The 21,056-nt window shown below is 66.4% G+C and carries 21 protein-coding genes; 13 read left to right on the forward strand and 8 right to left on the reverse strand.

All coding sequences use genetic code 11. The features are described 5' to 3' along the window. Positions 1–315: 315 nt before the first annotated feature. From D5S19_RS03580 to D5S19_RS03590, 3 genes are read right to left on the reverse strand one after another with little or no spacing between them, the layout of a single operon-like run. Positions 316–807, reverse strand: coding sequence for a glutathione peroxidase (locus D5S19_RS03580; protein ID WP_120021901.1), 492 nt, complete (start codon positions 805–807; stop codon positions 316–318). A gap of 21 nt (positions 808–828) precedes the next feature. Beyond that, the gene (locus D5S19_RS03585) at positions 829–2,358 is read right to left on the reverse strand and encodes a 1,4-alpha-glucan branching protein domain-containing protein (RefSeq protein ID WP_233573691.1); all 1,530 of its coding nucleotides are present in this window, start codon (positions 2,356–2,358) and stop codon (positions 829–831) included. Further along, positions 2,355–3,128, reverse strand: coding sequence for a class I SAM-dependent methyltransferase (locus D5S19_RS03590; RefSeq protein ID WP_199730325.1), 774 nt, complete (start codon positions 3,126–3,128; stop codon positions 2,355–2,357). The genes D5S19_RS03585 and D5S19_RS03590 overlap by 4 nt, the downstream gene beginning before the upstream one ends. Before the next feature lie 75 nt (positions 3,129–3,203). On the opposite strand from D5S19_RS03590, the gene D5S19_RS33720 reads away from it, so the two are divergent. Then, the gene (locus D5S19_RS33720; RefSeq protein ID WP_325050211.1) at positions 3,204–3,332 is read left to right on the forward strand and encodes a hypothetical protein; all 129 of its coding nucleotides are present in this window, start codon (positions 3,204–3,206) and stop codon (positions 3,330–3,332) included. A 24-nt stretch (positions 3,333–3,356) separates the two neighbouring features. Beyond that, entirely contained in the window at positions 3,357–3,518 is a 162-nt protein-coding gene (locus tag D5S19_RS33725; RefSeq protein WP_325050212.1) for a hypothetical protein, read from the forward strand. Between the two features lie 57 nt (positions 3,519–3,575). Here the strand turns inward: D5S19_RS33725 and D5S19_RS03600 are convergent, their stop codons facing one another. Continuing rightward, positions 3,576–4,415 carry a DegV family protein gene (locus D5S19_RS03600; RefSeq protein ID WP_120021904.1) on the reverse strand — a complete coding sequence of 280 codons (840 nt, stop codon included), beginning with the start codon at positions 4,413–4,415 and terminating at the stop codon, positions 3,576–3,578. 242 nt (positions 4,416–4,657) lie between these two features. Between D5S19_RS03600 and D5S19_RS03605 the strand changes: the two genes are divergently transcribed. The 4 genes from D5S19_RS03605 to D5S19_RS03620 all read left to right on the forward strand — a co-directional run bounded on the left by D5S19_RS03605 (position 4,658) and on the right by D5S19_RS03620 (position 8,610). Then, a complete protein-coding gene (locus D5S19_RS03605; protein ID WP_120021905.1) occupies positions 4,658–5,443 on the forward strand; it encodes an electron transfer flavoprotein subunit beta/FixA family protein in 786 nt (261 codons plus the stop codon). Between the two features lie 26 nt (positions 5,444–5,469). Beyond that, positions 5,470–6,429, forward strand: a complete 960-nt coding sequence (locus tag D5S19_RS03610) for an electron transfer flavoprotein subunit alpha/FixB family protein (protein WP_120021906.1) — start codon at positions 5,470–5,472, stop codon at positions 6,427–6,429. Positions 6,430–6,931: 502 nt separating this feature from the next. Next, positions 6,932–7,714: a GNAT family N-acetyltransferase gene (locus D5S19_RS03615; RefSeq protein WP_120021907.1), complete on the forward strand. Its 783-nt coding sequence runs from the start codon at positions 6,932–6,934 to the stop codon at positions 7,712–7,714. After that, the gene (locus D5S19_RS03620) at positions 7,711–8,610 is read left to right on the forward strand and encodes a lysophospholipid acyltransferase family protein (protein WP_120021908.1); all 900 of its coding nucleotides are present in this window, start codon (positions 7,711–7,713) and stop codon (positions 8,608–8,610) included. The genes D5S19_RS03615 and D5S19_RS03620 overlap by 4 nt, the downstream gene beginning before the upstream one ends. A gap of 322 nt (positions 8,611–8,932) precedes the next feature. Here the strand turns inward: D5S19_RS03620 and D5S19_RS03625 are convergent, their stop codons facing one another. After that, positions 8,933–9,838, reverse strand: a complete 906-nt coding sequence (locus tag D5S19_RS03625) for an NADP-dependent oxidoreductase (protein ID WP_120021909.1) — start codon at positions 9,836–9,838, stop codon at positions 8,933–8,935. 440 nt (positions 9,839–10,278) lie between these two features. On the opposite strand from D5S19_RS03625, the gene D5S19_RS03635 reads away from it, so the two are divergent. The 4 genes from D5S19_RS03635 to mnmA all read left to right on the forward strand — a co-directional run bounded on the left by D5S19_RS03635 (position 10,279) and on the right by mnmA (position 13,513). Continuing rightward, a complete protein-coding gene (locus D5S19_RS03635; protein ID WP_120021911.1) occupies positions 10,279–10,731 on the forward strand; it encodes a hypothetical protein in 453 nt (150 codons plus the stop codon). 246 nt (positions 10,732–10,977) lie between these two features. After that, positions 10,978–11,154: a hypothetical protein gene (locus tag D5S19_RS34035; protein WP_407641705.1), complete on the forward strand. Its 177-nt coding sequence runs from the start codon at positions 10,978–10,980 to the stop codon at positions 11,152–11,154. Between the two features lie 64 nt (positions 11,155–11,218). Further along, the gene (locus D5S19_RS03645; protein ID WP_120021912.1) at positions 11,219–12,415 is read left to right on the forward strand and encodes a cysteine desulfurase family protein; all 1,197 of its coding nucleotides are present in this window, start codon (positions 11,219–11,221) and stop codon (positions 12,413–12,415) included. A gap of 3 nt (positions 12,416–12,418) precedes the next feature. Further along, entirely contained in the window at positions 12,419–13,513 is a 1,095-nt protein-coding gene (gene mnmA / locus D5S19_RS03650; protein WP_120021913.1) for a tRNA 2-thiouridine(34) synthase MnmA, read from the forward strand. A gap of 11 nt (positions 13,514–13,524) precedes the next feature. Here the strand turns inward: mnmA and D5S19_RS03655 are convergent, their stop codons facing one another. From D5S19_RS03655 to D5S19_RS03665, 3 genes are all read right to left on the reverse strand, one after another. Beyond that, positions 13,525–14,793: a DUF222 domain-containing protein gene (locus D5S19_RS03655; RefSeq protein WP_233573692.1), complete on the reverse strand. Its 1,269-nt coding sequence runs from the start codon at positions 14,791–14,793 to the stop codon at positions 13,525–13,527. Positions 14,794–15,056: 263 nt separating this feature from the next. Next, the gene (locus D5S19_RS03660; RefSeq protein WP_120021915.1) at positions 15,057–16,100 is read right to left on the reverse strand and encodes an MBL fold metallo-hydrolase; all 1,044 of its coding nucleotides are present in this window, start codon (positions 16,098–16,100) and stop codon (positions 15,057–15,059) included. Between the two features lie 113 nt (positions 16,101–16,213). Then, a complete protein-coding gene (locus D5S19_RS03665) occupies positions 16,214–16,903 on the reverse strand; it encodes a hypothetical protein (RefSeq protein ID WP_147397322.1) in 690 nt (229 codons plus the stop codon). A 146-nt stretch (positions 16,904–17,049) separates the two neighbouring features. Between D5S19_RS03665 and D5S19_RS03675 the strand changes: the two genes are divergently transcribed. From D5S19_RS03675 to ligA, 3 genes are all read left to right on the forward strand, one after another. Next, positions 17,050–18,084 carry a methionine synthase gene (locus tag D5S19_RS03675; RefSeq protein WP_120021952.1) on the forward strand — a complete coding sequence of 345 codons (1,035 nt, stop codon included), beginning with the start codon at positions 17,050–17,052 and terminating at the stop codon, positions 18,082–18,084. A gap of 71 nt (positions 18,085–18,155) precedes the next feature. After that, a complete protein-coding gene (locus D5S19_RS03680; RefSeq protein WP_120021918.1) occupies positions 18,156–18,872 on the forward strand; it encodes a hypothetical protein in 717 nt (238 codons plus the stop codon). An 11-nt stretch (positions 18,873–18,883) separates the two neighbouring features. Beyond that, the gene (gene ligA / locus D5S19_RS03685) at positions 18,884–21,049 is read left to right on the forward strand and encodes an NAD-dependent DNA ligase LigA (protein ID WP_120021919.1); all 2,166 of its coding nucleotides are present in this window, start codon (positions 18,884–18,886) and stop codon (positions 21,047–21,049) included. Positions 21,050–21,056: the final 7 nt, after the last annotated feature.

Consider the following 21,056-nt stretch of genomic DNA (forward strand, 5'->3'; position numbering starts at 1 on the left):
GGGAGCGAGGGGAACCAGAACGAGGCGATGCGAGAGGAAGCCGAGCGGGGTCTGAAGGAACCGGAACGAGACGGCGCCTGGCAAACCGGGACGAAGCGCGAGAGTAGGACGTCGACTCGAAGCCGCCACGTGCCACCGCCCCAGACGACCTGGCGCAGCGGCGGAGCACCTCGGAAGGCACAGAGCCAAGCACCGTTCGGTCGTCTCCGAACGCCAACGGACCACGCATTCGAGACGACCGGAACGGAAGGCCCCCGCCCTCATCACCCGGTGTGGGCCACCCGCACGTGCGGCCCGCCGAGAAACGAGGAACCGTCAGGACGGCAAAGCCCCTTCGATGGCTGTCACCACGGCCTCGTCCTCCGGCTCGATGCGGGGACGGAAGCGGCCGAGGACCTCACCGGACGGGCCGACCAGGAACTTCTCGAAGTTCCACTGCACATCGCCCGCCTCGCCGTCGGAGTCCGGAGTCTCGGTGAGGGCGGTGTAGAGCGGGTGGCGGCCTTCGCCGTTGACTTCCAGCTTTTCGAACAGGGGGAACGACACTCCGTAGGTCGTGGAGCAGAACGTCTGGATCTCTTCGGCCGTCCCGGGCTCCTGGCCGGCGAACTGGTTGCACGGGAAGCCGACGACCGAGAAACCCTTGTCGCCATAGCGTTCCTGTAGCCGTTCCAGGCCGGAGTACTGCGGGGTCAGGCCGCATTTCGACGCCACATTGACCACCAGCAACGCCTTGCCTGCCAGCGAGCGGTCCAAGGTGGTGTCTTCGCCGGTGAGGGTCTTCAGTGGCAATTCGCGGATGCCCATGTCAGGATTCCTTCCAAATAGTCACACGGACGGACGACGCAGGCCGCGTGCGTCCAAATGGCCGAACGGGTTGTCGACCCGGCGGTATTCGTCGGCGAGAGTGCGCGCACGGGTCGGGTCGCCGCGGTGGAGCAGGGCGGACAATGCGTCGAAACGTTCGGTGTGCACGCGGGCGCGCCGGCGTGCGTAGTCGGCGGCGGAATCCTTGGTGACCATGAACGCCCAGTCGCTGGACAGGGCCAGCATCGCCTCCGTCACCGCCTGGTCGACAACCGCGTCGCGAGCGGTCCCCTCGCTCCGGTCTATAAGATCGAGCAGCCGGGCCTGCAGCGCAGTGTTGTCCTGCACCAGGTCCGCGACCTGCTCACCGTCCCAAACCCGCCAGTCCTTCCCCGAACCCCATGACGACGCTGGCAGGTTCACCGGCGCCCCGACGTGCCCGGACTCCAGCGCGCCTTGCAGCGTTGTCACCCGCACGCCCGCCTCGGGCAAGGCACGCAGAATTCCCTCCAGCCAAGCGGGTCCTTCGTGCCACCAATGGCCGAAAAGCTCCGTGTCGTAAGCGGCCACGACCAGCGCCGGCCGGTCATTCCGTTCGCGGAGTGACCGCAGCCGCGTGACGACCGTTTCCACGAAATCCTTGACATGCAAGCCCAACACGTCTGCGGCCAGTGCCGGGTCGTACGGCGCTTTGTCCTGCGGCTCCACGTTCTTGCCGGTCACTCGCGCGGCCTTGAGCCCTACTTCATGTGCCCACGTGTGGAAATCTCGGTATGCCGAATGCCCCGGGTAACCGGCTTTTGGTGACCACACCCGGTAAGTCACCTCGAGGTCGCGGCCGAAGCAGATCACGTCCGACTCGCCGACCGGGTGCGCAGCCCACGTATCACCGTGCAGGGACGGGCCGTCGACAAGGAACCGCTGGACACCGGCGTCGTGATAGTCTCGTTCGAGACCCGGTGCGTAACCGCATTCCGGAGCCCAGATGCCCGCCGGCGCTCGGCCGAGGCGCAACGCCGTATCCGCCAGCCCCGCCTGCAACGCGAACTGCCGCACGCGTCCGTCGAGCAGCGGTTGGAACGGATGGGCCAGCGGGCCGCCGAGCAGTTCGATCGTAGAACTGTCCACCAGCGAGCGGAGAATCGGGGAAAAGCCATGCCGCCAGCGGGTTTCCAGCTCCTCCGTGGCACGCGCGGCGGTTTGGTGCTCGGCCGCGGCCAGCGCACGCAGGAGCGGGTCGCCGTGCCAGAGCGTCGACGCGTGGCGGGCGCGCAATTGCCAGTGGCCCAGCCAGTCGTGACACGCCCGGATCGCATAAGGATCGTCCAGCTGGGCGGCGAGCACTGGCGTCATGCCGAGGGTGAGCACATCGCGGCGCTCCTCATCGGCGAAACGGCGCAGCAGATCGACGACCGGCAAGTACGAATGGGTCCACGCCTGGTAGAGCCATTCCTCGCCGACCGGCCAGCTGCCGTGGTGTGGCAGCCACGGCAGGTGACTGTGCAGGACCAGGCAGAACGTGCCTTCGTGCTCGGGCTGCCGGACGCTCACAGGCGCACCGCCACGGCCACAAGATCGAGACTGGCGTCGAGATTCCTGCCATGCACCGCGAAATCCTCCGCGCGAATCGCAGCGACATCGGCGAGCAGCTTCGCAGGCCATGTGGCTTGCCCTGGCAGTGCGCCCATGACGACCGCCAGCTGGGCGTCGACAATCGAACCGCCATGCCGCTTTTCCGCTGCACGCAGGCTTTCTGCGTGGTGAAGGCCGTGCAGTGTCTCCACATCGAAGCCGGCGGCGCGCAGTAGACCGTCCAATTCGGACGGTGCTAGCTCGCGAGTATGGAACGGATTGAGCGGAGTGTCGCCCTCCGGTGTGAAGGTGAGCCTATTCGGGGTCGTGACCAGCAGTTTCCCGCCCGGCCGCAGAACGCGGTGGCATTCCGCGAGGAAGCCGCCCTGGTCCCAGAGGTGCTCGATGACCTGGAAGTTCGCGACGATGTCGACCGCCCGGTCCGCCACCGGGAGGTACGCGAGGTTCCCGCGGGCCACGGTGACGTCGGGGTAGCGGCGCGCGACATGTTCGGTGGTCGGCACGTCGTAGTCCAGCGCCAGCACCCGGCGCGCGTGCCGGGCGATGAGTCCTGCGCCGTATCCCTCGCCGCAGCCTGCTTCCAGCACCGTCGCGTCGGCGCAGTGTGGCAGCAGGGCGAGGTAGGCGGCTTCGTGGCGCCGGAACCAGTAATTCTCCTCCGGGATGCCGGGGACGGTCCGTTCGCCGGTGAGGTGCAGTGCCTCGGCCCGGGTGGCTGCGTGGGTCACCTGCGCGACCCTAGCGCGTCGCATCCGGCTCGTTCGCCTCGTTCCTGCCGCATGCAACGGACAATCACACGCATCTTGCTGGTACTGCTCGGTCTCGTCGAGTTGGCGCAAGGGATCTGGGCGACGGACGCGCCGATGGGGTACTACCTGGACTTTCCCGGCTTCCGGAGCGGCTGGGCGTTCGTGGACTTGGCCGTTCAATGAACATCTGATCCGCGACTTCGGGGCTTGAGTCCTGCACTCGTGACGGTCCTGCTCGGCGGAGCCGTGATCGGCACCACAGCCGTCGCACGGATGGTTTCGGCGGCGGCGCTGCTGTTCTCCATTCCGCACATCGGCTATCACTTCGGGCGCACTTCCCGCCGACCGACCAGGTTCTCCAGAACGTGACGCTCGCAGTCGTGGTCCCGCTCGTGACGCTGATGCTGCCGGGACGCCGGGCGATGGTCAGTTCACCGGCGACACTGTGATGCTCAATGCGCCGGGGCCGATGTGCGCGCCGATCACGGTGCTCGCGTCGCCTACCAGGAGATCGCCGATGTTCGGAATTCGTTCCTTCAACCGTCGCACGACCTCACGTTCGTCCGAGCCGAAACGCGTCACGGCGAGGTCGACCTGCTGGTCTCCGGCGGCGTTCGCGGCGAGGTCGACGAGCCGGCCCAGCGCCCGCCTGGCACCGGGGACCCGAGCGAGCGGGCTCACCTCACCGTTGCGGACGGTGAGCAACGGCTTGATCGAGAACGCGCTGCCCAGCAGTGACTGAGCAGCACCTATCCGTCCTGATCGCCGTAAGTACTCGAGGGTGTCGACGTAGATCAGTTCGGTGGACCCGCGAACGCGTCGTTCCGCGGCGTCGAGTACCCGGTCGAGTTGCCCACCCGCGCCGGCTACCCGGGCGGCGGACACCACGGCGAAACCCAGGCTCATGCTGGACGTTCCGCTGTCGAGGATGTGCACCGGGACCCGGATCTGCTGTGCCGCCTCGCGAGCCGCCAGCACGGTGTCCGACAGGCGGCCGGAAATGTGCAGGCTGACCACGGCGGACGCGCCGGCGGCGACTGCGTCCTGGTAGGTCCAGAAGAAGGCACCGGGATCAGGTGGGGACGTCGACACCGGGGTGCCGGTCCTCATGGCCTCGACGAGCCGGTTCCGATCGAAACGGTGCTCATCGTCCGTCTGGTCCCCGACGTGGAGCTGGACCTGTACGACACCGATCCCCCACTGTGTGGCGAGGTTCCCGGGCAGGCACGAGGTCGAGTCGGTGACTACGGCGATGTGCGCGGACATGCTGCCGGAGGTTAGTGCCTCAGGTCCTACCGGGAGTAGGGACCAATCCCCCGATCGGGCGATCTTCGACCGGGGTGGGGCAATCCCGCAACTACTGGGACGATAGTCCCAGGAAGTTGCTCTTCCAGGTGAATGCCGTCACCTCGGCGAGTCCTGGCGCCGGAATAGCCCTAATCTACCGGCCAGTAGAGCACTGTCCCGCGGCCGAGAGCCGGCCCCTACCGGGAGGTCGAAGAAGACCCATGACGAACATCGTTGTCCTGGTCAAGCAGGTACCGGACACTTACTCGGAGCGGAAGCTCTCCGGTTCCGACCACACGCTTGACCGCGAATCCGCCGACGCCGTGCTCGACGAGATCAACGAGAAGGCCGTAGAGGAAGCGCTGAAGATCAAGGAAGCCGGCGAGGGCGAGGTCACCGTGATCTCGGTCGGCCCGGACCGCGCGACCGACGCCATCCGCAAGGCCCTCTCGATGGGCGCCGACAAGGCCATTCACGTCTCCGACGAGGCGCTGCACGGTTCGGACGCGATCGCCACCGCGAAGGTGCTCGCCGCCGCCGTCGGCAAGGTCGAGGGCTACGACCTGATCATCGCCGGCAATGAGGCGTCCGACGGACGGGGCGCCGCGGTGCCCGCGATCCTGGCCGAGATCCTCGGCCTGCCGCAGCTGACCTATGTGCGTGCGCTGACCGTCGAGGGCACCAGCGTGAAGGCCGACCGTGAGACCGAGGACGGCATCACCCACCTCGAGGCGAACCTGCCCGCGCTGGTGAGCGTCAGCGAGAAGATCAACGAGCCGCGGTACCCGTCGTTCAAGGGCATCATGGCTGCGAAGAAGAAGCCGGTCGAGACGCTGACCATCGCGGACCTGGGCGTCGACGCGGGCGAGGTCGGTCTCGGCAACGCGTGGTCCACGGTCGTCGAGTCGTCCCCGAAGCCGCCGCGCACCGCGGGCGAGAAGGTCGAGGACGAGGGTGACGGCGGCAGCAAGGTCGCCGAGTACCTGGTCGCGCAGAAGCTCATCTGAGACAGGGTTTCGAGGAGGATTCCGAAATGGCTGAAGTACTCGTCCTCGTCGACCACGTCGACGGTGATGTCAAGAAGGTCACGCTCGAGCTGCTGACCGCCGCCCGCGCGCTGGGCGAGCCCTCCGCCGTGGTCGTCGGCCCGACCGGCGCCGGGGCGAAGGCCAAGGAGGCGCTCGCGGGTCACGGCGCGGCCAAGGTGTACGTCGCCGAGGGCGACGACGCGACGGGCTACCTGGTGACCCCGAAGGTCGACGTGCTGACGAAGGTCGCCGAGCAGGTCTCCCCGGCCGCGGTGCTCGTCGCCGCCAGCGCCGAGGGTAAGGAGGTGGCCGCGCGCGTCGCGTTCCGCCTTGGGTCCGGTCTGCTCTACGACGCGGTCGGGGTGAACTCCGACGGTTCCGTGGACCAGTCGATCTTCGGCGGGGCGTTCTCCGTGAAGTCGAAGGCCGCCAAGGGCGCGCCGGTCGTCTCGGTCCGTCCGGGCGCCGTCGAGGCCGAAGCCGCCGAAGGCGCCGCCGCCGAGGAGGTCGTCGAGATTCCGGCGCAGGATCCGGCCAAGTCGGCCAAGGTCACCGGCATCGAGCCGGTGGTCGGCGGGGATCGGCCGGAGCTGACCGAAGCGTCGATCGTCGTCTCCGGTGGCCGTGGTGTCGGCTCGGCGGAGAAGTTCGACGTCGTGGAGAAGCTGGCCGACTCGCTCGGCGCGGCCGTCGGTGCCTCCCGCGCCGCGGTCGACTCCGGCTACTACCCGGCCCAGTTCCAGGTGGGGCAGACCGGTAAGACGGTGTCGCCGCAGCTGTACATCGCGCTCGGTATTTCTGGCGCGATCCAGCACCGGGCCGGCATGCAGACCTCGAAGACGATCATCGCGGTCAACAAGGACGCCGAGGCGCCAATCTTCGAGATCGCCGACTTCGGTGTGGTGGGCGACCTGTTCAACGTCGCGCCGCAGCTGACCGAGGCGGTCGACAAGCGCAAGGGCTGACGTTTCCGCTCTGAAGGCCGCCGCGTGCGTACGCGGCGGCCTTCGGTGTTTCCGGGGTTCTTCGCCGGGGCGCCGGGATCGCTCTGGTGATGGCCGGATGGTGTTCTGCGGCCGTGGTTTGCGAGCTTGCCGCACGTTGGCCGTTCTGGCGCGCTGCTTTGCTGTGGCCTCAGGAGGGGTCTCTGCGAAAGCCGGGAGATGACCCGGTGTTGCTGCCAGACGGCCAAGGCTTGCTTGCGAGGTCCTTTCGGCTTCCTCGGGGCGGCGGCCGCGGGCTGGCCCGCCCCAGGTTTCCGGAGCCGCCGCGAGGTCTGGAGTTGCCACGAAATGGCCACGAGGTGGTTCCGGGGTGTCGCCGAAGTGGCCACGAGCCGAGGACGCCGCCGTGCCGGATCACCCAAAGCCTGAGAGAAGCCTGAGAACCGGCAATTAACTCAACGTGCACTGATCGGTCATCGATTGGCACTCTCCGCGGTTTCTCGGTGGGGGGTACACCTTGACCATGACGTCGTCACAGCTCCTCGTCAGCACTGATCAGGCGGGTGTCGACCTCCCCGCGGACGCGCCGAGGTATTCGCTCCTGGTCGCACACGGTAACGAAGAAGTGCTCGCCGCCCAGCGGCTGCGGTACCGAGTGTTCGCCGAGGAGATGGGGGCGCAGCTCAATTCCCTGCAGCCCGGCTCGGACGTCGACTACTTCGACGAGTTCTGCGACCACCTGGTCGTCCGCGACGACAAGACCGGCGAGATCGTCGGCTGCTACCGGATGTTGCCGCCGGACCGCGCCGCCACGGCCGGAAGACTCTACTCGGACAGCGAATTTGACCTGTCCGCACTCGCCGACCTGCGCCCGTCACTGGTCGAGACCGGACGGTCCTGCGTGCACCCGGAGCACCGCAGCGGCGCCGTCGTGAGCCTCGTGTGGGCCGGGATCGCGCGGTACATGCTGCTCTCCGGCCACCGCTACCTCGCGGGCTGCTCCTCGGTCCCGCTGAACGACGGGGGCAGCTATGCCGCCGGGGTGTGGGATGTCCTGCGCAGCAAGCACTACGCCGATGATTCACGCCGGGTCTCGCCGCTGCGCCCCTGGTCCTCCGATGGGATCGCCCGCCCTGAACGTGCTGTCCTCCCGCCGCTGATCAAGGGTTACGTCCGGCTGGGGGCGAAGGCGTATGGCCCGCCGGCGCTGGACGCCGACTTCGGCGTCGCAGACTTCTTCGTCCTGCTCGATCTGCACCAGGTCGACGAGCGCTACCTGAAATTCTTCCTTGGAGCGCAGGCATGAGCCACGCCTGGATGCCTACGTCTCCCTGCGGCGACGAATGCCTGACCACGGGCGCTCCGACGGTGGGCTTGGCCCGCCGGATCCTGCGTTACTCCGCAGCCGGTTCCGCAGTCTTCGCAGCCTTACTTTGTACTCCCATGCTGCTCGTTCTCCGCGGCAAAGGTCGGGAGCGATTGGTCCGCACAATCTTCCGGTCCGTGCTCCGGGCGTTCGGCATCCGACTGATCGTGCAGGGCGGCGCCGATTTTCTGACCGCACCGGCCGGCCGTGGCGCGCTCGTCGTCAACAACCACATCTCGTGGCTCGACATCGTCGCGATCAACTCCCTGCGCCCGATGCGTGCGCTCGCGAAGATCGAGATCGCTACTTGGCCGGTCCTGGGGACTTTGGTCCGCCGCGGCGGCAGCATCTTCTTGGACCGCGACCACCTGCGCACCCTGCCGGGCACGGTGGCGGAACTGTCGGACGCCCTCCGCTCAGGCTCGCTCGTGAACGTCACCCCTGAGGGCACCACTTGGTGCGGTCTTGCTTTGGGCCGCTTCACCACGGCGACGTTCCAGGCGGCTATCGACGGCGGCGTCCCGGTCCGCCCGATCGCCCTGCGCTACTGCCTGGTCGACGGCCGTGAAACCAGCCAGCCGGCTTTCATCGGCCCGGAATCGCTCATCGCGTCCCTTCGCCGGGTCGCGGCCCTGCGCGGCCTGGTCCTGGAAGCGCACGTGTGCCCGGAAATCGCCCCGGGACGAGCCGAAGATCGCAGCACCTTGGCCGCCCTTGCCGAGGCTTCCGTGCACTCGGCCCTCGGCACGGTCCGGATTCCTTCGCAACGCCGCCGCTCGACGACCCGCACCCGCGTGTCGCACGATGCCGTGGTCGCGCGCAACTCTGGCCGCTGAACGGCGACAGTTCCGCGCGCCCCGGCTGACTTAAGCCAGCTGTTGCCTCTCAACGGCGAGACGCAGGTGCACCTCACTTTCCTGAGTCCGTCGCCATTGAACGGCGATTCGGGCACCCTCCTTGGTTCCTCGGTTGTCGCCATCCAGCGGCGGCAACCGACCGCGACCGGCGCCATCAAACGGCGACAGCCAGGAGACCCCGGTCTCACCACGATCAAACGACCTACCCAACTCCGGAGGTCCCGCTGCCGGCTGAACCCCGCAAGCGCCAGCCGGAGTCGGAGTGATGTCAGCACTCCCAGCGGTCACCGACCGCAGCCGGTCAAGAAACGACGATCGTCAACTTCCCACCTGGATGCCCGTTCTGGCTCTCTTCCTGAGCCGCCGCCGCGTCCTCGAGTGGATAGCTGGCTCCGTGCGCAATCTGCAGCCCACCTCGCACATAACCAAGGATTTCGTTCAGGGCCTCCGCAAGATCCGTGTCGCCACCGGAGGAGAACGGCACCCCCAGCTCGAATGCGGCCGGATCAGCGATCGTCACCACTCGCTCGGTTGACCCGAGAAGCTCGATCGAATCCGGCAGTACGCCGTGGCCCGCAGTGTCGAACACCGCGTCGACCGAGCGGCCGGATGCCGCCTCACGGACCCGGTCCGGCCAGCCGTCTCCGTAGCGGACCGGGATCGCGCCGAGCGACCTGACCTCGTCGAGGTTGTGCTGCCCTGCAGTGCCTATCACCGTCACACTGTTCTTGACAGCCACCTGCGTCGCGAAACGCCCGACGGCGCCGCTTGCCCCGTGGATGAGCAGCAGTTCGCCTGCTTTGACCCCGAGCAGCCGAAGCACGCGCAACGAGGTTTCGCCGGCGACCGGCAACGCCGCTGCATCGTCCCACGAGAGGTCCGCCGGCTTGCGGCCTATGGTCGTGGGCACTACGAATTCCGCGTATGAGCCCGCATTTGACCACCCGAAAACCTCCTCACCGATGCTGAACTCTGCGTTGTCGCCGACCGCGTCGACGACTCCCGAGAGTTCCACGCCCGGAATCTGAGGGCTTTCCAGCGGTGCACCGTTCGCCATAGCGCCGCTGCGGATCTTCCAGTCGAGCGGATTGACTCCCGCTCGCCGGACGGCGACGCGCACCTGGCCGGGACCGGGTTCCGGCATCGGGACTTCGGACAGGCGCAGGACTTCCGACCCGCCGTACTCAGCAAAAGTGATGGCTCGCATGTCGGTTCGTCTCTCCTTCGTTCTGGACGGCCTCCGCACGTACCCATTCAAAGCCAAGCGCCGAGCCGTGCATTCCGAACTACCCGGACGAGTAGCGGTCACTAGCCCGGACGGGCGGGACACCCCGTCGCTGTCGTGCACTGTGGGGACGCATGGACGAATCCTGGTCCGATCCGGCGGCGGTGCTCAATGTCGTTGTGCGGGTCAGGTCCGTCTCCCGGCCGAGGATGCTGTCGCAGTTCTCGCACGGCCTGCCCGTCTTGCTCCCGCATCGTGAGGCAGTGATGCAGACCCGCGGTTGCCCGCACAAGACCGTGGGGACCAGGGGACTACCGATGGGGTGACTAGCGTCAAGCTCCGACTACCTCGCTGACCGGGCGATTCCGGACGAGGCTTTCGGTGGCGTTGGACGTCGGCTTGCGGTCCTGGCTTCTCGCCCGGTGATCGGCAACGGTTCTGTGCTTGTGCTGGTCCCGAGGATCCATATCCGCCTTCCGACGTTCTGGACGTCGCCGTTCGGCTGCGGCACCTGGTCAGCCTCGACGCGGGCCACTGAAGTCGAACCGAAACTGATCGCCGGCAATCTCGACGTGGCAACGGTCGACCAGACTGTCACCGACCTCGGCCGAACCCACGCCGCGACACTTGTCGCGGTTTTGTCGGGGTTGCGATCGGGCCGGTTCAGTGATGCCGTCGCCCGGCAGACTGCCACCGACCTGGCGGCTCGCGCGCTCGACGAACTTCGCACTGTGACCGATCGCGCCCAAACATTGTCGGATGAGTCCGTTCGCGTTGCTTTCGACGTGTTGGCCGACCAGCTCGCACCTGTCGTCGCGCACGTCGAAGCCTCCGTCGAACTCGCTGGACTGCACGACGATCGTCAGGTGCACTAAGACGTTGCACACACGGCCCGGTCAGCCGAGGTCGGGCGCTCACCGCCGTCGCTGCATGCCGGGTTGCCCTCGTCACATTTCGGCGTCGTCAGCTTCGGTTTCGTCGCACAGTCACGGTTTCCCGGCTGGGGTCGCCTGCATGGTGTGCGCGATCGGCGGCGCCGGAATGGGGATCGCGATGCGCGCGATCTCGGTTCTCCTGCTCCGCTACTCGCCGGAGGGCGAACGGGGTTCAACACTTCCGCGATGCAACTCGCTGACTGGGCTGGATCCGCCCTGCTCATCAGTCTCGGCGGAGTCCTGCTGGCGGCGATCGCGTCCGCTGTTCAGCCGTCCCCGGCGATGGGGCTGCTCAGCGTGGTCCTCGTCCTGCTGGCGCTCACGGGTGTCCGCCTCACGAGCAGGTGGCCGAAGCGCGTGTGACGAGCCACTCCACCTGCCGGGGTGGGCTCCGTCACGGCCTGCAGCGGTCTACCCTGATAGGGCGATGACCTACCTTGACCATGCGGCGACGACTCCGATGCTGCCCGCAGCCGTGGCGGCGATGACCGAGGCTTTGCCCACCGTTGGCAACGCCTCGGCGTTGCATTCCTCAGGCCGCCGCGCTCGCCGCTCGGTCGAGGAGTCGCGCGAGGTGATCGCGGCCGCCGTCGGAGCCCGCCCTTCCGAGGTCATCTTCACCGCCGGTGGCACGGAGAGTGACAACCTCGCAGTCAAGGGCATCTACTGGGCACGCAACGCCGAAGACCCGGCCCGGCGTCGCATCCTCTGCAGCACGGTCGAGCACCACGCGGTTCTTGACACTGTCGAGTGGCTGGAGCAGAACTCCAACGCCGAGATCACCTGGCTCGAGGTCGACGACCAGGGCCGAGTCGTCCCGGAGACTCTTCGCGCTGCGATCGGCGCTCACGCCGAAACCGTCGCCCTGGCCACGGTGATGTGGGCGAACAACGAAGTCGGCACGATCAATCCGATCGCCGCCCTCGCCACGGTCTGTAACGAGTACGAAATCCCCCTCCACACGGACGCAGTCCAGGCTGTCGGCGCGATTCCGGTCAATTTCGCCGCCAGCGGTGCCGCCGCTCTCACCTTGACTGGCCACAAGCTGGGCGGTCCTTACGGCGTCGGCGCGCTCTTACTCGGCCGCGACACCCCCTGTGTCCCGGTCCTGCACGGCGGTGGCCAGGAGCGCAGTGTTCGCTCCGGCACACTCGATGTGCCTGCGATTGTCGGTTTCGCAGCGGCCGTCCACGAGAGCGTCAGCACTCGCTCTGAGTATGCCGCCCGCGTTGAGCAACTCCGAGACGAACTGGTCGAAGCCGTTCTGCGCGAAGTCCCGGACGCAATCCTGAATGGACGCAATAGCGAACGCCTACCCAGCCACGCCCACTTCACTTTTCCCGGCTGCGCGGGAGACAGTCTCCTGATGCTCCTGGACGCCAAGGGAGTCGAATGCTCCACAGGCTCGGCATGCACGGCCGGTGTCGCACAACCGAGCCACGTCTTGTTGGCGATGGGTGCGGACGCCGCCGCTGCTCGTGGCTCACTTCGATTCTCGCTCGGCCACACGTCCACATTGGACGACGTGAAGGCCCTTGTCCGTGAAATCGGCGGTGTCGTCACCAGAGCCCGTCAAGCGGGCCTCGCCGGCATGCGCAAGCAAACTCAGAAGCAGGAGGTGTAAGAGATGCGCGTACTGGCTGCCATGAGCGGCGGAGTCGATTCGGCAGTCGCCGCCGCACGGGCTGTCGATGCCGGGCACGACGTCGTCGGGGTGCACCTGGCGCTCTCCGCTCAGCCTGGCACCCTGCGGACGGGATCCCGCGGTTGCTGCACGATCGAGGACTCGCACGACGCTCGCCGAGCCGCCGACATCCTCGGGATCCCCTTCTATATCTGGGATTTCGCGGAGCGTTTCACCGAGGAGGTTGTCGAGACCTTCGTCGGCGAGTATGCGGCTGGGCGCACGCCGAACCCGTGTGTAACCTGCAATGAGAAGATCAAATTCGAAGCGTTGCTCGAAAAGGCTATGGCTCTCGGATTCGACGCTGTGGCCACTGGCCACTACGCCAGGTTGGCCACTGTCGGCGGCGCATTGGAGCTTCGCCGGAGCGCTGACAAAGGCAAGGACCAGTCATATGTCCTCGCTTCCCTGACTCCGGAGCAGCTTCGCCACGCAATGTTCCCGCTGGGTGATTCATGGAAGTCGGAAGTTCGTGACGAGGCCGAGCAGCGTGGCCTGTCGGTGGCAAGGAAGCCGGACAGCCACGACATCTGCTTCATCCCTGATGGCGACACCAAGAAGTTCTTGGAGAAGCGGTTGGGGCAGCGGCCAGGCGACCTCATTGACGCAGAGACGGGCGCGGTGCTCGGGCATCACACGGGCGTGCACGGCTTTACTGTCGGACAGCGGAAGGGGCTGGGCATCGATGCGCCGGCCGCGGACGGGCGACCTCGGTATGTGCTCTCGCTCGAGCCGGTTTCAGGCAACGTAAAGGTCGGATCGTCCGCAAATCTCGGCGTGCAGGTCATCGAGGCGGACAAGGCAACCTGGCCCAGCGGGAGTGCGTTGGACGGGCCGACGGAATGCATGGTGCAGGTGCGCGCACATGGAGGCATCGCCGAGGCTGTGGCGGAAGCCGATGCCGACGGTCGAGTTGCCATCCAACTGCGTGACCCGTTGCGTGGTGTGGCGCCCGGCCAGGTCGTTGTCCTTTATCGGCGAGACGTCGAGGCCGGTGACCTTGTGCTGGGCAGCGCTAAGATCTCCAGCACACGCTGAGCGCGACGGGACTATGCGCCCAAGCGTTCTTCTTCGGGATGTTCAGCACGTGGTTCGTGTACCGGCGGCGGGATGGTCTCGATTCTCTGCCCGGTAGGCGTGGTGATGCTGACCTTGCCGCCGTCGAGGACCCTGTACTGCCAGTCTGCACGGTTCTTCAGGCGACGGTGACGAATACAGTAGCTCATCGAGGTGTCAGTGTTCCGGCGATGGGAGCCGACGGGCTCGACGACACAGTTTTGTGCGGGCCTGGGGCAGCCTGGTTGACGGCACTCGCGGTCGCGGACCCGAACGAACTCCTCGACGTCGAGGCTGGGCTTGTAGCGGAATTTGCCGACCTCGATGACCTGTCCCGTGAGCGGGTCCGTGATCACTCGGCGAAGCGTGGTGTCCGGGCCGGTCGCGATGTGCCGCGCCAGTTCCGCTGGGATCGGTCCATGACCCGTCAGCTCGGCGGGGTTCTCGTTGAGCCCGAGGTAGGTCTCGAGATCGAGGTAGAGGTAGACCTCGGTCTTTTCGGAGACTCCGCCCCTTCCGCTGAGCAGCAGGTCGAGTGCGACATCGGCGCGTAGCTGATCGAGAGTTCGTTTCTCGGTGCCGGTTCGGAGCGCGCGGGCGATCTTGTCGATCCGGAGGTAGGCGGCGGTCGCCTTCTCCGTTGAGACGTTGTCGACTGCCAGCCGCGAGATTCCTTCGTCTTGGTGGTGCAGGACCACCCGGCGTTCCTTGCGTCGTTGGGCCATTCTGCTTGCTGCGCCGATGGGGTCGATTTTCATTGCTGCATAAGCAGTCGACTTGCGGATCTGAGTGGGATTCTTTTCTTCCAAACGACTTTCGAGTAGAACGTCGACGATCCGTGCGTCGTGGTCGGACATCCAGCTGGTCCCGTCTGTGACCTTCATTGCCCGGTAGAAGTCGAGCTTTCCCTCGTCCATGAGACGTAGGGTCCGGGGAAGACGCTTGGTCAGGGCTTCAGCGGCGGAAATCATGGCGCCTGCCCGGTTGTCCGTGACGTGCAGAGTAAGCGCGAGTTCGGAAGCCAGCTCACGGGCATCGGATCTTCGTCTTCGTAGGCTTGCCAGGCAATGCAGCTGGAATGCCTGCAGCCGGGCGATCTCGCGACCAGTCTCCTTGAGCGCTGCCATGAGCTGCTCAGGACGCAAGCGTTGAAGAAGGCCAAGGTCCGCGTGCATCGCGCGCAGCAGGAACGCCAAATCGGCTGTCTCGTTGGAGGAATCGGGTGCAGTGGCGTGGTTCGTCGGTGAGGTCGGGTTGCCCATGGTCATCACCATACGCATTCGAGCGTGCACAGTCAGCTAAAATTGGGTGTGATGGGACCTCTCGTGCACTTTGCTTGGCAGTCGGCTCGCGACTCTGGCACCGTGGAGGTGGAGAGTGGGCTGCGGGAGGACGGCGAACTGCCGAGGGGAGAGGATCAGGGGCATAGCTCGAAATCTGCTGTGGCCGCGCGAAACCAAGGCGTTCGTAGAAGCGGTGGACCGCCTGGCGATCGGTTCCATCGAATGGGCGATCTTCGTCAGGGCTACCCGGCTTGGTAGTGGCGAACACCATCTATCTCTATGGCCGCGAGTTTTCCTTGCGAGGCAAGAAGATCAAGGTGAGAGCCAGTCTCGAGGACTGCCAGCATCTGGTTGAAGGCGTCCATTTCGGACAACTTCCTCTTTCGGCGTGTCCAGCTCAGCCGGCTCGCCGCCTCGAACGCCGTATCGGCGCCGGCGACGATTTGAGCTGCCATAGTTTCGAGGCGTTGACCGTGGTGCTCGAGGAGTTCATCGACTCGGGTGTGTGCGCTGTCGGTCACAGGTCCGTGCGCCGGGAGCATTCGTTGGTCCGGCATCGAGCGGACCAGGCGGAGCGAGTCGAGGTAGTCGCTCAGCGGCAACTCGGTGGGAACCGGCTGGAAGCCAATAGACGGTGTGATGTGCGGAAGGACGTGGTCGCCGGAGAACAAGAGGCCAGCGTCGCCGTCGAGGAACACTACATGGCCGCTGGTGTGTCCAGGTGTGTGAACGACGTCGAATCGCCGGTCGGGCAGAACGCTTCGGTGACCAGGTGACAACCACTCGTCCGGTTCTTCCCAGAGATGAGTTTCCGTGGGGCGAGTGCTCGACCCGAACACCCGGCTGAGCCCCTCGACGACCTCATCGCCGCCATTTCGGCGAAGGAGGTCGATCTGCGCCTGCATGGGGAAGCGGTCTGGATCGGAGGAGGCCTTCAGCGATGGCTCTTCAAGCTTGCCGAGAGCGATCTTGGCGCCGAATTCGCGTCGAAGGGCAACCGCTTGGGTGTAGTGGTCGCGGTGCACGTGGGTGATCAGGAATTCTCGGATGTCGCCGAGTTCTGCGCCGATGCCCTTCAGCGCGATGGCCAGGAGCTGGCGAGCTTCGTCGAGAGCCCAGCCGGCGTCGACGAGAACGAGATCTTTGCCGTCTGTGACGGCGTAGACGTTCACGGCTCGCAGCTCGTCGTTCGGCAGCGGCAAGGGGATCCGGTAGACACCGTCGGCTACTTCGTAGATCCCGGGATCGGCCCAATTCGGGTTGTTGCCATCGGGCAACGGCTCCACAGCGACCTCCCGTACAGGCGGGACTTCGACGTCCCGGGCATTCTTTACATTGAGCCGTGTCCGGGCTGGTGTCCACGGGCGAGCGTGAGACACCGGTCACGTGTTCAGGAGGTTCAGTGGCCAAGCGTCGTGTCGGGGGTGAGCGCGATCGCGAGAACCATGCTGGCCAGAGGTTCGGGAAGGTGTTCCGGGATCTCGACGACGTATGTGTTGCCGTTGGTTGGCGAAATGCTCGTCGATGGCTGGCCGACCCGGGCGATCTCGAGACCCACCGTGGTTCTGATGACGGCATCCCCGCTGTGGCTGGCGAGGTGGACGGTGGCGATGGGGTCCCCGTTGGCGAAGAGAGTGAACTGTCCCTCGTCGGCGGTGTCGTTGAGGATGACCTCGCCGATCGGGGTTTCATCGGGGCGGGCGACCACGGAGCGGGTTCGCGGGGCCTTGGCAGGTCTTGTCACCTTCAGGACCGCGCTGTGGTTCGCATCCTGGATTTCGAACCGCTGAGTAACGTAGTGGGCGTATCTCGGCAGCAGCCGGGCGGCTCGACGCATGAAGCCCCGGCCCATGTCCACAACGTGGCCGAGTCGGTTTCCCCGGCGGTCAAAGACTCCATGCACACTGCCAGCGGCTTCCTGCGGCTCGGCGTCGCGCGTAACGACCAGTACCGGCTCGGTGAAGAGGGTGCGTGCGAAGACGTCTTTCGACGGTCGGTGGCGAGGCGGTCGGCGTTCATCGTCCTGTTGCGACGCCGGGGCGGCCGCGTCATCTAAGGGGCAGTTGGGTGGTGGCGCAGGACTGGTCATCGTATTTCAGGATATCTCGCAGGGCGCGAAATCGTTGCTGTCAAAGGGATATGCGGCGAATGTCCGGCTATCGCCGAGATCGCGGTCGGGCACCGTCGTGTGGGGTGGTGCGGCGGGCGATCGCCCGTTCGGAGACAATTCGGCTCGTGACTGAACGAGCTTGGCCCGCGGGTGCGGCGACGGCGATCGGCTCGATGCCGGGGGTCGATCCGGTCGAGGCGGCGGCGGTCGTCTTCGGGGAATTGCCAGACTTTCCACACGTGCCTGAGTTGCCGGCGCGCGGGGTGGGTGCGGATCTCATCGGCCGGACCGCCGCGTTGCTCGTCGACCTCGCCGTCGAGGTCGTCCCGAGCGGGTATCGCGTGGCCGGGCGGCCTGGGCATGACCACAGGCGTGGGCGTGACCTGCAGCAATGGGATCTCGACGCGGTTCAGCAGGCGCGGGAGAATGTCGGCTCCCCACCGGTGATCAAGGCTCAGATCGCGGGTCCGTGGATGCTTGGCGCCGGTATCGAGCTCACCCGTGGCCATCGCGTACTCACTGACCGCGGCGCGTTGCGCGACTTCGTTGAGTCGCTGCTCGATGGGCTTGCCCAGTACATCGGTGAGCTTGCGGCCAGGACCGGCGCGCCAGTCGTGGTCCAGCTCGACGAGCCATCGCTGCCGGCCGTGCTCACGGGAGGCCTGCCCACGCCTTCCGGATACGGCAACGTGTCGGCTGTGCCTGAGCCGGAGGCCCGGGAACTACTCACTGTGATGATCGACCGAATCGGTGGCATTACCGGTCAGCCGGTCGTCGTCCATTGTTGCGCTCCGCATCCGCCGATCGCGCTCTTGCGATCGGCCGGCGCTGGTGCCATCGCCTTCGATGTCAGCCAGCTCGGCGGCGCCTCGGCGGGGCTGCTCGATGAGGTCGGTGAAACCTGGGACAGCGGCACATCACTCTTCCTGGGCCTTGTCCCGTCCACGGACCCGGCGACGCAGCCAGGGCTCAAGGAGCTCGCGGCGCCCGCGCTCAACCTTGTCGACCGGCTGGGCTTCAATCGCGCCATCCTGGCTGAACGGGCTGTGCCGACGCCGGCTTGCGGCCTGGCGGGTGCCACGAACGAGTGGTTGCGTCGAGCTCTCGCTCTGAGCCGTGACCTGGGCAAAGCATTCCTGGAGCCGCCTGAAAGCTGGTGATCCGAGGACCCGGCGGTCGCGGGGCGCGTACTGTAGCAGGCGGGAGAAAGACGAGGGGGAGTTCCGCGATCATGGGTTTGTTCCGCCGCCGTCGTGCGGAGTCCGGGACCACAGCCGGCGTGCTGCCGCCCGACCCGCGCACGCCGTGGCCAGAGCAGCCGGTGCCATCGGACGTGACGACGGCCGCAGCCGCGTTCTGGACAGGCTGGTACGAGCTGCTTCCGGAGGTCAGCGCGGCACTCGGGGATCGGGAGCCACACCGAGTCGAGCACGACCTGTGCCAGCTTGTGGAAGCTTTGCATCCGCGGTTGCACTTCGCGCTGGAGCGCGGCCGCCAGGCGATTTATGCGCTGGTCCTCAGCGGTCAGGAAGATCCGGAATTGCGGCCGTACACCGACGCCTGGAAAGCCGCCGGGCCGCAGGATGACGCGATCTGGGAGTACCACGATTCGGTGCCGCCGGTGCCCGATCCGACCGAGGTGACCGTCAACGTCGGCGGGCAACGGGTCTCGCTCGCCGATGTCCGGATCGTCGCCCAGGTCGACGAGGATGTCGTCGACCTGGCCGTGCATCATCCGGCATTCACGGATCTCGATGAGGCTGCGCGCACCGCGTTGACGTTCCTCCCGCTCGACGCCGCGTTGGGCGAGCGGGTCGCCGCTGAGCGGCTACGCCGGGTCGAAACGGCCGAATCCGAGCCCGAGGGCACCGTCGGCTTGGTGGAGTTCCGCGACCTGGTCCGTACGCTGCCGGAACGACCGGACGAAAGTGCCGGTACCTCCGGCTAGGCTCACTACCCGTGAGCAGCACCGACCTACCCCAGGACCCGGCGGCCGAGGCGGCCGCACCGGACGTGGCCGACGTGCCGGCCGACGTCCGCGAGCGCCACGGCGCTCTTGCCGAGGAGATCCGCAGTCACCAGTTCCGGTACTACGTGCTGGACTCGCCGATCGTGTCCGATGGCCAGTTCGACGCGCTCCTCGGTGATCTGCAGGCCATCGAGGACGAGCACCCGGCCCTCGTCACGCCTGATTCGCCGACGCAGAACGTCGGCGGGACATTCTCCACCGAGTTCACGGCGCACAACCATCTCGAACGCATGCTGAGCCTGGACAACGTGTTCGACCAGGACGAGTTCCTGACTTGGGTCGAACGCGTGGAGAAAGAAATCGGGCCCACCGAATACCTGACCGAGCTGAAGATCGACGGGCTGGCCATCAACCTCCTGTACGAAAACGGCAAGCTCACCCGCGGGCTCACTCGCGGCGACGGCCGCATCGGTGAGGACGTCACGCTCAACATCCGCACCCTGGAACAGGTTCCGGACCAGCTGACCGGCACCGACGAGTTCCCGGTGCCCAAGCTCGTGGAGGTGCGGGGCGAGGTCTACTTCCGGGTCGAGGATTTCCTCGACCTGAACGCGCGGATGGTCGAGGCGGGTAAACCGCCGTATGCGAATCCGCGTAACACGGCGGCAGGCTCGTTGCGGCAGAAGGATCCCAAGATCACCAAACAGCGACGGCTGCGTCTGATCTGCCACGGGCTCGGCAAGCGCGAGGGCTTCGAACCGGTCACGCAGTCGCACGCCTACGACGCACTGGCGGCCTGGGGGCTGCCTGTTTCGCCGCACACCCGGGTCCTGCGGATCGCGAAGGAACTCACCGATCACATCGCCTATTGGGGGGAACATCGGCACGACGCCGAGCACGAGATCGACGGTGTGGTGATCAAGGTCGACCAAGTCGTGCTTCAGCGTCGGCTCGGCAGCACGTCGCGGGCTCCCCGCTGGGCGATCGCGTACAAGTATCCGCCGGAAGAAGCGATCACGACCCTGCTCGACATCCAGGTCGGGGTCGGGCGGACCGGAAGGGTGACGCCGTTTGCGGTTACTGAGCCGGTCAAGGTCGCGGGATCCACGGTCGCGCGTGCGACGTTGCACAACCAGGAAGAGGTCAAGCGCAAAGGCGTGCTGATCGGTGACCGGATCGTGATCCGCAAAGCCGGCGACGTGATCCCGGAGGTGCTGGGCCCAGTCGTGGACGCGCGGACGGGCGACGAGCGCGAGTTCGTCATGCCGACGAGCTGCCCCGAATGCGGGACGGAACTCGCCTATCAGAAGGAGGGCGACAAGGATATCCGTTGCCCCAACACGCGGTTCTGCCCCGCGCAGCTTCGGGAGCGATTGTTCCACCTGGCCGGGCGCGGTGCGTTCGACATCGAAGTGCTCGGGTACGAGGCTGCGGTCGCGCTGCTCGATGCGCGGGTCGTCGCAGATGAGGGTGACGTTTTCGACCTCGACGAGGATTCGCTCGCCGAAGTGGAGTTGTTCCGCACCAAGGCGGGGGAGCTTTCGGCGAATGCGCGGAAATTGCTGTCCAATCTTGATTCGGCGAAGGACCGGCCACTGTGGAAGGTGATCGTCGCGCTGTCGATCCGGCACGTCGGCCCCACCGCGGCGCAGGCCCTTGCCCGCGAATTCGGTTCGGTGCAGCGGATCGAGGAGGCGAGTGAGGAAGAGCTGGCGGACGTCGACGGCGTCGGGCCGACGATCGCGCATGCCGTGCAGGAGTGGTTCGAGGTCGGCTGGCATCGGGAGATCGTCGAAAAATGGCGAAACGCCGGGGTCCGGATGGCGGAGGAGCGAGACGACTCCGTACCCCGGAACCTGGAGGGGCTTTCGATCGTCGTCACCGGCTCGCTCGGTGGGTTTTCCCGTGACGAGGCCAAGGAAGTCATCATGGCCCGGGGCGGCAAAGCGGCTGGGTCAGTGTCCAAGAAGACGGCGTTCGTGGTCGTGGGCGACTCGCCGGGGTCGAAGTACGACAAGGCGGTACAGCTGAAAGTGCCTGTCCTGGACGAGAACGGGTTCCGGGTGTTGCTGGACCGCGGCCCGGACGCCGCCGCGGAGGTGGCTCTCGAGACGGGAACGGATGAGGAACCGGAGACCGAGGGGGACGATGGCTGAAGTCCGG

Source organism: Amycolatopsis panacis (assembly GCF_003600245.1).
In the GTDB taxonomy this organism is placed as follows: Bacteria; Actinomycetota; Actinomycetes; order Mycobacteriales; family Pseudonocardiaceae; genus Amycolatopsis; species Amycolatopsis sulphurea.

Bases quoted from the DNA above. Each gene is read 5' to 3' on its own strand.
- D5S19_RS03580 (WP_120021901.1), bottom strand. From the start codon at position 807: ATGGGCATCCGCGAATTGCCACTGAAGACCCTCACCGGCGAAGACACC.
- D5S19_RS03600 (WP_120021904.1), bottom strand. From the start codon at position 4,415: ATGTCCGCGCACATCGCCGTAGTCACCGACTCGACCTCGTGCCTGCCC.
- D5S19_RS03605 (WP_120021905.1), top strand. From the start codon at position 4,658: ATGACGAACATCGTTGTCCTGGTCAAGCAGGTACCGGACACTTACTCG.
- D5S19_RS03610 (WP_120021906.1), top strand. From the start codon at position 5,470: ATGGCTGAAGTACTCGTCCTCGTCGACCACGTCGACGGTGATGTCAAG.
- D5S19_RS03615 (WP_120021907.1), top strand. From the start codon at position 6,932: ATGACGTCGTCACAGCTCCTCGTCAGCACTGATCAGGCGGGTGTCGAC.
- D5S19_RS03620 (WP_120021908.1), top strand. From the start codon at position 7,711: ATGAGCCACGCCTGGATGCCTACGTCTCCCTGCGGCGACGAATGCCTG.
- D5S19_RS03625 (WP_120021909.1), bottom strand. From the start codon at position 9,838: ATGCGAGCCATCACTTTTGCTGAGTACGGCGGGTCGGAAGTCCTGCGC.
- D5S19_RS34035 (WP_407641705.1), top strand. From the start codon at position 10,978: ATGCAACTCGCTGACTGGGCTGGATCCGCCCTGCTCATCAGTCTCGGC.
- D5S19_RS03645 (WP_120021912.1), top strand. From the start codon at position 11,219: ATGACCTACCTTGACCATGCGGCGACGACTCCGATGCTGCCCGCAGCC.
- mnmA (WP_120021913.1), top strand. From the start codon at position 12,419: ATGCGCGTACTGGCTGCCATGAGCGGCGGAGTCGATTCGGCAGTCGCC.
- D5S19_RS03655 (WP_233573692.1), bottom strand. From the start codon at position 14,793: ATGGGCAACCCGACCTCACCGACGAACCACGCCACTGCACCCGATTCC.
- D5S19_RS03665 (WP_147397322.1), bottom strand. From the start codon at position 16,903: ATGACCAGTCCTGCGCCACCACCCAACTGCCCCTTAGATGACGCGGCC.
- D5S19_RS03680 (WP_120021918.1), top strand. From the start codon at position 18,156: ATGGGTTTGTTCCGCCGCCGTCGTGCGGAGTCCGGGACCACAGCCGGC.